Raw genomic sequence first — 9,760 nt, 5'->3', positions numbered from 1 at the left:
ACGATTGGGACAGATAGCTATTAGCAAGATTCAGTTAATTCGTCGTTCTAACGGTTTAATTGTTTCTCACTAACTTGTATAAAGCCGCCCTCCGCTATCGCTAAAGGGCGGGGTTTCAGACCCAGTTTTTCGATGACCAGGCCGGCTGAAATTAGCCGCTTTTTATTCAAGAGAAAAGAGCCGATATGGAAATGTGGTTGTTATTAGGGATTCTTGGCGGTTTCACTTATTTTATCGTCAAGCGTAGCGTGGCCAAAATCACGACAACACCAGTTTGGTTAATTTGGTTAGTCCTGATGACTCCGGCTCTAATTTGGACCGGCTGGACGTTAATCTATGGAGAGGATACTCCCATACCGGCATTTTTGCTGTTCGGTCCTTTTGTGATCTGCCCTTTTTTGTACTGGTGGTTAGTACAAAGGGGGCGGGTTACTCCCCAAGAAGGCCCCCCATCACCACCAAAAACAGCGAATTTAGTCCTAGAAAATATTGATAATCCTGCACCTAAAAATGATTTAAAACCGATCACTGCCGAAGAGGAAAAATCCCTAAGAGATTGTTTTCCTTGGGGTGTTTATTATCTGCAAAATATCGATTATCGTCCCCAGGCAATTCTCTGTCGGGGCAAATTGCGAGCGGTTCCCGAAGAAGCTTATCAAGTGATTAAAAACAATGTGGAGAAGGTTTTTGGGGATCGCTTTTTATTGCTTTTCCAAGAAAGTTTTCAGGGACAACCTTTTTTCGCTCTTGTGGCTAATCCCTGGCAGCAAAAAACAGAAACTATAGAAACTGAAAAAATTACTCGCCCCTTTCTTGCCCTGGGTTTATTGTTATTAACTCTCTTAACTACCACGGTCATCGGTGCGGGATTAAGTGGCATTACCACCCAACAATTAGAAAATAATTCTAGTTTATTATTGCAAGGTTTACCCTACAGTTTAGGCTTAATTGCTATTTTAGGACTGCACGAATTCAGCCATTATTTGACAGCAGTTAAATATAAAATTAAAACTACTTTGCCCTATTTTATCCCCATTCCTTTCTTCCTAGGCACCTTCGGGGCTTTTATTCAAATGCGATCCCCTGTACCCACCCGCAAAGCTTTATTTGATGTGGCGGTGGCCGGTCCTTTGGGGGGTATAATTATCGCTATTCCTCTACTGTTTTGGGGATTGTCCCTCTCGGAAATAGTTCCCCTAACTAATCAAAGCAGTTTATTAAATTTTCAGGCCTTAAATCCGCAGTTTTCTTTTCTCTTGTCTATCCTAGCTAAACTAGCCCTCGGCAGTAATTTAATCGCCGGAAAAGCGATCCATTTACATCCTTTAGCGGTGGCAGGTTATGTGGGAATTATCGTTACAGCCCTAAATTTAATGCCCGTGGGTCAATTGGATGGTGGTCATATTGTTCACGCCATGTATGGGCAGAAAACCGCCGTAATTATCGGTCAATTAACTCGATTATTCCTGTTTATTTTAGCCCTAGTGCAACCAGATTTTTTACTCTGGGCGATTATTCTATTATTAATGCCAGTCAGCGATCAACCTGCTTTAAATGATGTCACCGAATTGGATAATAAACGAGATTTATTAGGTTTATTTTCCCTAGCTTTGTTATTAAGTATTTTGCTACCCCTTCCCGAAGCGGTGGCCCGTTGGTGGGGAATGTAAGCGACTGCATCAATCAACCTGAGTTCCAGGAAAATTATCGGTCAGTTGGGGAATAAAATCCCTATCTCCTACGTCAATGTGAGTTCGATGACCCTCACCCTCGATCACTTTAATCCACAAAGCTGAAGGCTGACAACTGATCACCGATCACTGATATATGGTTCTCAAGGCTAATTCTCGCAGAAAAAAGCGAGTTTCTCTGAAAGCGAAGTTAGGCAAATCTAGGTTAAAATTGCTGGCTATTCCGCTAATTTTGGCGAGTTTAGGCTGGTTATACCACGATTTACGTCAGCAGTGGCTAAAACCGGAAGCGATTTTTGTTTTGGGAGGTCATGCCGATCGAGAACGTTTTGCGGCAAAATTGGCTAAGGAATATCCCGATCTATCGATTTGGGTGTCTTCCGGTAGTCCGCGACGATATGTGAGAAAGATTTTTAAAAAAGCGGGAATTCCCCTAGAACGTCTCCATCTCGATTACAATGCGCGAGATACTGTCACTAACTTTACTAGCCTAGCCGATCAACTGAAAGCCGAAGGTATTGATAGTGTCTATCTAGTCACTTCCGATAATCACATGAGAAGGGCGCGATTAGTGGGAGAAATTGTTTTTGGTAGTCGCGGAATTGTGATTAAACCGGTGACTGTTCCCTCCCAATCACCCCCCGAACCCCTAGAAAAGTCCCTCAGAGACGGTTTTAGGGCAATATTATGGATAATAACCGGTTCTACCGGGGAATTTTGGCTAAAATCCGCTTCTAGTCCCCATCAGTTCCCGACCCAATCGAAATAAAATTATCTTGACAAAATTACCCACTTTATGTTAAGCAAAAATACCATTTTCGCCATCTTATTGATTTTTGTGCCGCTATCGATCGCCGGTTCCCTGCTACACTGGGGCGGAACGGTAGTTTTTATCACGGCTTGTCTAGCCATTATCCCCCTAGCGGCCTACATGGGGGAAGCCACGGAAGCGATTGCGGTGGTGGTCGGGCCAAATATTGGCGGTTTGATGAATGCCACCTTTGGCAATGCCACAGAATTAATTCTTGCCTATGTCGCTTTGCGGGAAGGTTTCATTGATGTGGTAAAAGCGACGATTACTGGCTCAATTATCGGTAATTTACTCTTAGTTATGGGATTATCGATGTTTTTAGGCGGTTTACGCTTCAAAGAACAGGAATTTCAACCAATAACCGCTCGTTTAAATGCCTCAGCCATGAATTTAGCGGTGGTGGCGATTCTTTTACCCACTGCCGTGGAATTTACCTCCACGGGAGTCGGGGAAGCAGTCCTGCAACGTCTATCCGTGGCCGTGGCAGCGGTGTTAATTTTCGTCTATGGTTTAAGTCTCTTATTTTCCATGAAAACCCACACCTATCTCTACGATGTCGGGGTTGCCGGTATCGAGGAGGAAAGCGCCAGAGAAAGCACCGCAAGGCCGAAAATCTGGTTTTGGTCTTTGATTTTATTGATCGTTACCATCGCCGTGGCCGTAGAATCGGAGTTATTGGTGGCATCCCTAGAGGAGGCTACGGAACAGCTAGGTTTAACGGCGCTGTTTACCGGGGTGATTCTTTTGCCTATTATCGGTAATGCGGCCGAACACGCTACGGCTGTCACCGTCGCCCTTAAGAATAAAATGGATCTATCGGTATCTGTGGCCGTTGGTTCCAGTATGCAAATCGCCCTGTTTGTGGCTCCGGTTTTGGTTATCATGGGTTATATTATCGGTCAGCCCATGGATCTAAATTTTAATCCCTTTGAGTTGGTGGCAGTGGCTGTAGCGGTGTGGTTGGCTAATTCGATTAGTAGTGATGGGCGATCGAATTGGTTAGAAGGAATGTTACTCTTAGCTACCTATGCTATCCTGGCCTTGGCTTTCTTTTTCCATCCTCTCACCGCTTAAAGTTATTTCTTGGAGATATATAGACAATGACGGACGCTTTCGCTTAAGGGAGTGGTAAAACTGGCAATTTCGAGGATTTTACCGCCAGCTTTCCCTAGATTCTCCTCTAAACTTAAACTATCCTGCGCGGACCACTGACCACGATAGAGAATAGCGATTCCGGTCTTTTTCAGGAAAGGCAAAGCATAGTTAACACAGATATCCACATTACCTACCGCTCGCAAACAGACGATATCGTAAGCACAGTTATGTTTAAGGTTTTTCCCGACGATTTCCGCCCGACCTAAACGAGTTTTCGTGTTATTTAACTCTAATTTGTCAATAACTTCTTCAAGAAAATTAATCTTTTTTTGGGTGGAATCTAAGAGAGTCACCGACCAATGGGGATATGCGATCGCAATTGGCACCCCCGGAAATCCGGCCCCCGTCCCCAAATCAATGACTGATAGGGATTTTGTCAATAGATCCGGCTGGGATTTTTGTAACCAAGCTAAACCCGATAAAGAGTCCCAAAGATGTTTTTCCCAAAACTCCTCCGGTTGGGTAATTCGGGTGAGATTAAAACGTTGATTACCCTCTAAAATCAACTCATAAAGTTGTTGAAATCGCGCTTGTATGGCCCCATCGGGTTGCCATTCTAGGGTTTCTTGCCAAAGGTCAAATAATTCAGGAAGGATCATTAATTCAGTTATCAGTTATCAGTTATCAGTCATCAGTTATCAGGTATGAGGGAAGTGGGGAAGTGGGGAAGTGGGGAATTTCAACTAAAAACCCCAATACCCTAAAACCCTAAAACCCTAAAACCTCAAAACCCTAAAATCTCAACTATCTGTTTTTTCACTTTTTACTTCCCTCAAATGTCCTTGTTCAATTTTCCAGTGACGGTCAGCAATAGGCAATAATTCCCCAGCATCGTGACTAACTACTAATAAAGTCCAGTGTTGTTTGAGACTAGCGAGAAGTTTAGCCAATTGACGACGCATAGACCAATCTAAACCGGCCGTAGGTTCATCGAGAAGTAACAGATTAGGCTGCCGGATTAACTGGACAGCGAGAGATAAACGACGCTGTTGACCTCCACTAAGATTGTGGGGAGAAGTATCCAGAGGAATATTTTCTAATCCTACCTCCTTTAAGGCCGCCGTTAGGCGATCGCTTTTAATCTCTGGATGACCGAGACGCAACTCCTCAAGGATGGTTTTACCGCAAAAATGACGTTCAGGAAACTGAAAAACGATTCCTCCTAATTGTTGCAGGTGCAGTACCGTTAATTCTTGGTCGCGCCAGTGAATCGTCCCTGCTGTTTTATCGGCAAAGCCTGCTAGAATTTCCAAAAGAGTCGTTTTTCCAGAACCACTGGGGCCAACAATCAGACCTAATTCTTGGGGTGCTAATTCGAGATTAATCCCCTGTAAAATGGGATTGAGGGCAGCGGGGGGATGATAAACCACATCTTTGAGATAAAGCATTGACAGGAAAATAACTGGAAATTAAGTCTAGAAACCCGTTTCTATTGTGACAGATTTTTTCATTCGCTCAAGGAGACTTTTGACCATGGTGCTGAGGTTAGGTTTAACGAAAAAAATGGCGATCGGTGCTTCGCTGGCTGTTATGGTAGTGGTTAACTGGATTGGTCCCGGGTTGGCCGGAGATCCTTTCCGCAAAACCAATCCCCGACCGATTGGTGATAAGACCGAGGCCGCTTTTAACGCTATTTTTAAACAAGGTAATTATCTAGAGGCAAAAAAATTAATTGTTGAGGCCACAGAAAAGGAACCCCAAGAACCTTTGTCCCATGCTATGCGTGCCTCTCTTGCTTTTACCGACCAGGATTGGAACACCCTCAAAACCTACTCCGAGAAAACTAAGGAAGCGGCCAAACAAATACAGGACAGCGACCCTTTAAGGGGAAATTTGTATCTCGCGGTGGGGAGTTTTTTGGAGGGAACCTACGTTTTTCAAACCGAAGGAGCAGTATCGGCTATCCCCAGATTACAACAGGTGTTTCAGTATTTGGAAACCGCAGAAAAGGTTAGTCCTACGGATCCGGAATTGAACCTGTTAAAGGGTTATATGGATTTGATTTTAGCGGTTAATCTGCCCTTTTCTAGTCCCCAAGAGGCAATTCAACGGCTAGAAACATACGGGAGTCCTGATTACTTGGTTGATCGAGGTATAGCTCTAGCTTACCGGGATTTAAAGCAGTATGATCAGGCTTTGCGGTTTATCGATAACGCTCTGAAAGCGACCCCCGATAATCCAGAATTAATGTATCTGAAGGGTCAAATCCTGAGAATTCAAGGCAATACGGATAAAAATACCGGCTCTTTGAAACTGGCACTAGATTACTTTAATAATGCCCTGAAAAAACAGGAACAACTCCCCGAATCAGTTAAAAAACAGTTAAATCGCGAACACCGTAAGGTACAGGAGGAGATTAAATCCCTAGAAAACACCGCTAATCGTTAAAAAACGCCTAAAAATAGTCAATATTTGTTTTTTTTATCAGTTATCAGTTTTTGAAGGCAAGAGGCAGTCGTCAAGGCTGCATCGCAGATTTGCAGGAATACCGACAATCAGCAATTATCAGTGACTCTTAGATGATGACAAATGTATCAGCAGCTGCGTGTAAGCATCCCACCGAAAAACTAATGCGCTCCGGGGTTTGGGGGGTATAACCCCCCAAAAGCTGGGATTGAGTGGTAAAATCAGAAACAACGCCCGATTTTAGCAGGGGGGTTTCCCCGTAAAAATCCCAATTGGTAGATTTACAGAAATGAGATGCACCCGCCGTCAAATTTTGCCAAAACAGAAAATCTCCTCTTATGGTATATAAAGTAAAGGATTATTAAGCTTCGCAGAAGTTTATTAATTAAAGTTAAAAATATATTGACAAAAAAGACGGCTTGTGGTATAGGGCAGAATTTAGCCAAACCTCCTAGCTAATTTCTTGTCAAGGGTTCACCTAAGTGTAATTGGAGATTTCATGACGGCAACGACGGATAAATTGCATGGGGAGTTGATCACCTCGATCGAGCCAGACTTTAAACTGAAAGATATTATTCAAAGCATTCCCAAAGAATATTTCCAGAAAGACCCAGTTAAAGCTTGGTTTGGTGTGATTACGAATATTTTGGCGGTCATTGCGGGTTATGCAATGCTAGTTTATTCTCCCTGGTATTTACTGCCTTTAGCTTGGATTTTTACGGGTACAGCTTTAACGGGATTCTTTGTGATCGCGCATGATTGCGGTCATCGGTCTTTTTCTAATCGACCCTGGGTTAATGATCTTGTCGGTCATATTTTCCTCTTACCGCTTATCTATCCCTTCCACTGCTGGCGTTTCCTCCATGATCGCCATCATGCTAAAACTAACATGGTAACGATAGATAATGCTTGGGATCCGTGGGAATTAGAAGCTTTTAACTCGGCCAACCCCTTAGTGCGTCTCTTTTATCGCGGCATTCGCGGCCGTTTCTGGTGGCTCGGTTCGATCGCCCACTGGGCGATTCTACACTTCAACATCGAACAATTCAAGGAGAACGAACGGGAAAAAGCGCGCTTTTCGATGATTGTCGTCCTGGTTTTTGCCGCTATTTTTTTCCCAACCCTCATTTTCTACACTGGTGTCTGGGGATTGGTTAAATTTTGGGTGGTACCTTGGTTTGTCTATCATTTTTGGATGAGTACCTTTACCCTTGTCCATCACACAGACCCCGATATTCAATTTTACTATCCCGAAGAGTGGAATCAAGCTTTAGCGCAACTAGAAGGGACAGTTCACTGTAGTTATCCCCGTTGGGTAGAAATTCTCTGTCACGATATTAATGTCCATATCCCCCATCATATCTCGACGGCGATTCCTTCCTATAACCTCCGCAAAGTTCACGCTAGTCTCCAAGAAAATTGGGGGAGTCACCTGAAAGAAACCAAGTTTTCTTGGGCATTAATGCAGCGAATCGTTGATTATTGCCATATTTTCGACTCCGAAACCGCCTACAAAACCTTTAAGGAAAGCCGCGGTTAAATCAGTTATCAGTGATCAGTTATCAGTTATCAGTGATCAGTTATCAGTTATCAGTGGGTAAGTTATCAGATTTGGCTCTTCTGGTTTCTGTGTGGAAACGGGGTCTATACTGATAGAATATCCGCAAAATAGTCCTAAAAGTCTTTCCCAGTAAATATTTCACGATTCTATAAGCAAAAATTATCATACAAAGTCGAGAAGAGCCGTGACAGTATTAAATCGAAGTTTCCTAATGTCTTTTCACTGATTGCTGATTATTGTTTACTGGCCACCGTTTACTGATTACTGTTTACTGATCACTGAAAAAAGATTACCAGAAACTGCGTTTACCATTGGGCATAACTGTTAACCAATTGGTTTTTGCCAGGGCGATTTGTTCTCGAGTTACTTGGGCATCAGAGAGATTAGCCCCGCAAAGATTAGCATCTTTGAGATTAGCGTAGCGAAGACGGGCGCCAGTGAGATTAGCCCCGCGTAAATCGGCCCTTTCCAGATCTGCATAACCGAGATAGGCATTATTTAAATTGGTATTTTTGAGAATAGCTTGACTGAGATTAACCCGGCCCAGATCCGCATTGGACAGATCCGCCCCTCGTAAATTAGCTCCTGTTAATTTGGATTGACAGAAATTGATGCCAAAAAGTTTGGCTTTGGCCAGATTGAGATTTGGTAATTCCTCTTGGGCGAAATTGCGCCGGCCGTTATTGTAAGCATCGAGAATCGCTTTTTCATCTAAGCGGGGTTTTTTCTTCAGTAAGGTTAGCTCTGTGCTGCTGCGGGCTTGACTTTTGATCAATACATTTGTATTAGACAGTGAAAAAGCCATCTGTCCCCCCAGCATATTATCTGGAGAGGCCTCTGGATTTTGATTTTTGGGACGAAATTTAGACTTGAGAAGGCCAGAAACGGAGGAAGTGGCTATCGAACCTGAATCTTGTCGGGGGGGCTGGGAAGTAACCATTGGAGCGGCGATTAAACTTTGGGCTAGACTATCGGCATAAGCCGTCATGTCTAAAGCATCCATTACCTCTTGGGCGGATTTGTAGCGATGACGGACAGAGACTTCCAGCATTTTTTTCAGGACTTTAGCAAACTGGGGACTCACCTTGACTAATTTTTCCCAGAGTAATTCACCTGTATTAATATCAACTTCAATCGCTTTAGGAGATTTGCCCGTGAGTAGATAGAGACAGGTAGCTCCCACCGCATAGATATCACTAGCGTAAACGGGACGCATGGCCATCTGTTCGGGGGGGGCAAAACCCTGGGTACCCACGGCAAAATTAGTGAAAGCGGTTTGAGAATCGGCATTGGCCATGACGCTATTAACTTGATTTTTGACAGCCCCGAAGTCAATCAGAACCAATTTTCGGTCTGTTTGCCGACGAACTAGGTTAGCGGGTTTGATATCCCGATGAATTACCTTTTGCTCGTGGACATATTTCAAAATCGGCAAGAGTTCACTTAAAAACTGTTTGACTCCCGCTTCGCTAAACGGTCCGCGTTTTTTGACCTCTTGGTGCAGGTTATGACCTTTAACGTATTCTTGAACTAGATAAAACTGTTGATTATCTTCAAAATAGTCCAATAATCGGGGAATCTGCGGATGAACTCCCAGTTTTGCCAAGGTGGCCGCTTCTCGATCAAAAAGTTCCCTCGCCATGCGAAAAACATTAGCATCTTGAGGGGGAGGTTGCAGTTGTTTGACCACACAGAGGGGCTTATCTGGTAGGGACAGATCCGATGAAACAAAAGTTGCCCCAAACCCACCTTTCCCCAAAATGCGTAGGGTTTGATAGCGGTCGTGCAGAAGAAGTTTTGAACCGCAACTCTCGCAGATTAACGCTGTCGGGGCGTTTTTCGGTTGAGTACAGTTGGGATTAAGGCAGTAGGTCATCTAGAGCCACCAATTGACCGATCTTTTTTACTAACACACCTTAACAATGCACTTTAAGAGATTCTCCTCAAGGGGGGGTATCTCCCAAAGTCTAAAGCCAGAGGCCTCAGACAATCAAAGCGCCTGTAACGCCTTTTTTGTTTGACGCTCCCCGCTCTAAAAAGACGGGGATTCTTCGTTCATTGAGTCTCCGTTAGCAAGCAGGATTTCTCCAACCAACCAAGAGGGAATCTCTCCCGAAGCGTTTAAAGTTTGCGTGC

General features: G+C 43.9%; 8 protein-coding genes. 5 read left to right on the top strand and 3 right to left on the bottom strand.

Annotation, left to right across the window (positions count from 1 at the left end; translation table 11 throughout):
- Positions 1 to 185 precede the first annotated feature (185 nt).
- From EWV66_RS08430 to cax, 3 genes are all read left to right on the top strand, one after another.
- Complete coding sequence (locus EWV66_RS08430; RefSeq protein ID WP_081417900.1) at positions 186 to 1,670, top strand: site-2 protease family protein; 1,485 nt, start codon at positions 186 to 188, stop codon at positions 1,668 to 1,670.
- A 157-nt stretch (positions 1,671 to 1,827) separates the two neighbouring features.
- Positions 1,828 to 2,460, top strand: a complete 633-nt coding sequence (locus EWV66_RS08425) for a YdcF family protein (RefSeq protein WP_072927001.1) — start codon at positions 1,828 to 1,830, stop codon at positions 2,458 to 2,460.
- Between the two features lie 27 nt (positions 2,461 to 2,487).
- Positions 2,488 to 3,576: a calcium/proton exchanger gene (cax, locus tag EWV66_RS08420; RefSeq protein WP_002796139.1), complete on the top strand. Its 1,089-nt coding sequence runs from the start codon at positions 2,488 to 2,490 to the stop codon at positions 3,574 to 3,576.
- Between the two features lie 2 nt (positions 3,577 to 3,578).
- On the opposite strand, the gene rsmG is transcribed toward cax, so the two are convergent.
- Both rsmG and EWV66_RS08410 read right to left on the bottom strand, forming a co-directional pair.
- Positions 3,579 to 4,256 carry a 16S rRNA (guanine(527)-N(7))-methyltransferase RsmG gene (gene rsmG / locus EWV66_RS08415; RefSeq protein ID WP_287108092.1) on the bottom strand — a complete coding sequence of 226 codons (678 nt, stop codon included), beginning with the start codon at positions 4,254 to 4,256 and terminating at the stop codon, positions 3,579 to 3,581.
- A gap of 141 nt (positions 4,257 to 4,397) precedes the next feature.
- Positions 4,398 to 5,045 carry an ABC transporter ATP-binding protein gene (locus tag EWV66_RS08410; RefSeq protein WP_002786686.1) on the bottom strand — a complete coding sequence of 216 codons (648 nt, stop codon included), beginning with the start codon at positions 5,043 to 5,045 and terminating at the stop codon, positions 4,398 to 4,400.
- An 85-nt stretch (positions 5,046 to 5,130) separates the two neighbouring features.
- Between EWV66_RS08410 and EWV66_RS08405 the strand changes: the two genes are divergently transcribed.
- Entirely contained in the window at positions 5,131 to 6,045 is a 915-nt protein-coding gene (locus EWV66_RS08405; RefSeq protein ID WP_287108091.1) for a Sll0314/Alr1548 family TPR repeat-containing protein, read from the top strand.
- A 517-nt stretch (positions 6,046 to 6,562) separates the two neighbouring features.
- A complete protein-coding gene (locus tag EWV66_RS08400; RefSeq protein WP_072926991.1) occupies positions 6,563 to 7,603 on the top strand; it encodes a fatty acid desaturase in 1,041 nt (346 codons plus the stop codon).
- Positions 7,604 to 7,913: 310 nt separating this feature from the next.
- Here the strand turns inward: EWV66_RS08400 and EWV66_RS08395 are convergent, their stop codons facing one another.
- Positions 7,914 to 9,500, bottom strand: a complete 1,587-nt coding sequence (locus EWV66_RS08395; protein WP_287108089.1) for a serine/threonine-protein kinase — start codon at positions 9,498 to 9,500, stop codon at positions 7,914 to 7,916.
- Between the last annotated feature and the right edge of the window lie 260 nt (positions 9,501 to 9,760).

It is taken from the genome of Microcystis sp. M_OC_Ca_00000000_C217Col, assembly GCF_007095585.1.
GTDB classification, from domain to species: Bacteria; Cyanobacteriota; Cyanobacteriia; order Cyanobacteriales; family Microcystaceae; genus Microcystis; species Microcystis panniformis.
Note: the sequence above shows the minus strand (reverse complement) of the source record. Positions and strands in the feature narration are given on the sequence as shown.

Coding starts and splice junctions, on each gene's coding strand:
- EWV66_RS08430 (WP_081417900.1), top strand. CDS start 186: ATGGAAATGTGGTTGTTATTAGGGATTCTTGGCGGTTTCACTTATTTT.
- EWV66_RS08425 (WP_072927001.1), top strand. CDS start 1,828: ATGGTTCTCAAGGCTAATTCTCGCAGAAAAAAGCGAGTTTCTCTGAAA.
- cax (WP_002796139.1), top strand. CDS start 2,488: ATGTTAAGCAAAAATACCATTTTCGCCATCTTATTGATTTTTGTGCCG.
- rsmG (WP_287108092.1), bottom strand. CDS start 4,256: ATGATCCTTCCTGAATTATTTGACCTTTGGCAAGAAACCCTAGAATGG.
- EWV66_RS08410 (WP_002786686.1), bottom strand. CDS start 5,045: ATGCTTTATCTCAAAGATGTGGTTTATCATCCCCCCGCTGCCCTCAAT.
- EWV66_RS08405 (WP_287108091.1), top strand. CDS start 5,131: ATGGTGCTGAGGTTAGGTTTAACGAAAAAAATGGCGATCGGTGCTTCG.
- EWV66_RS08400 (WP_072926991.1), top strand. CDS start 6,563: ATGACGGCAACGACGGATAAATTGCATGGGGAGTTGATCACCTCGATC.
- EWV66_RS08395 (WP_287108089.1), bottom strand. CDS start 9,500: ATGACCTACTGCCTTAATCCCAACTGTACTCAACCGAAAAACGCCCCG.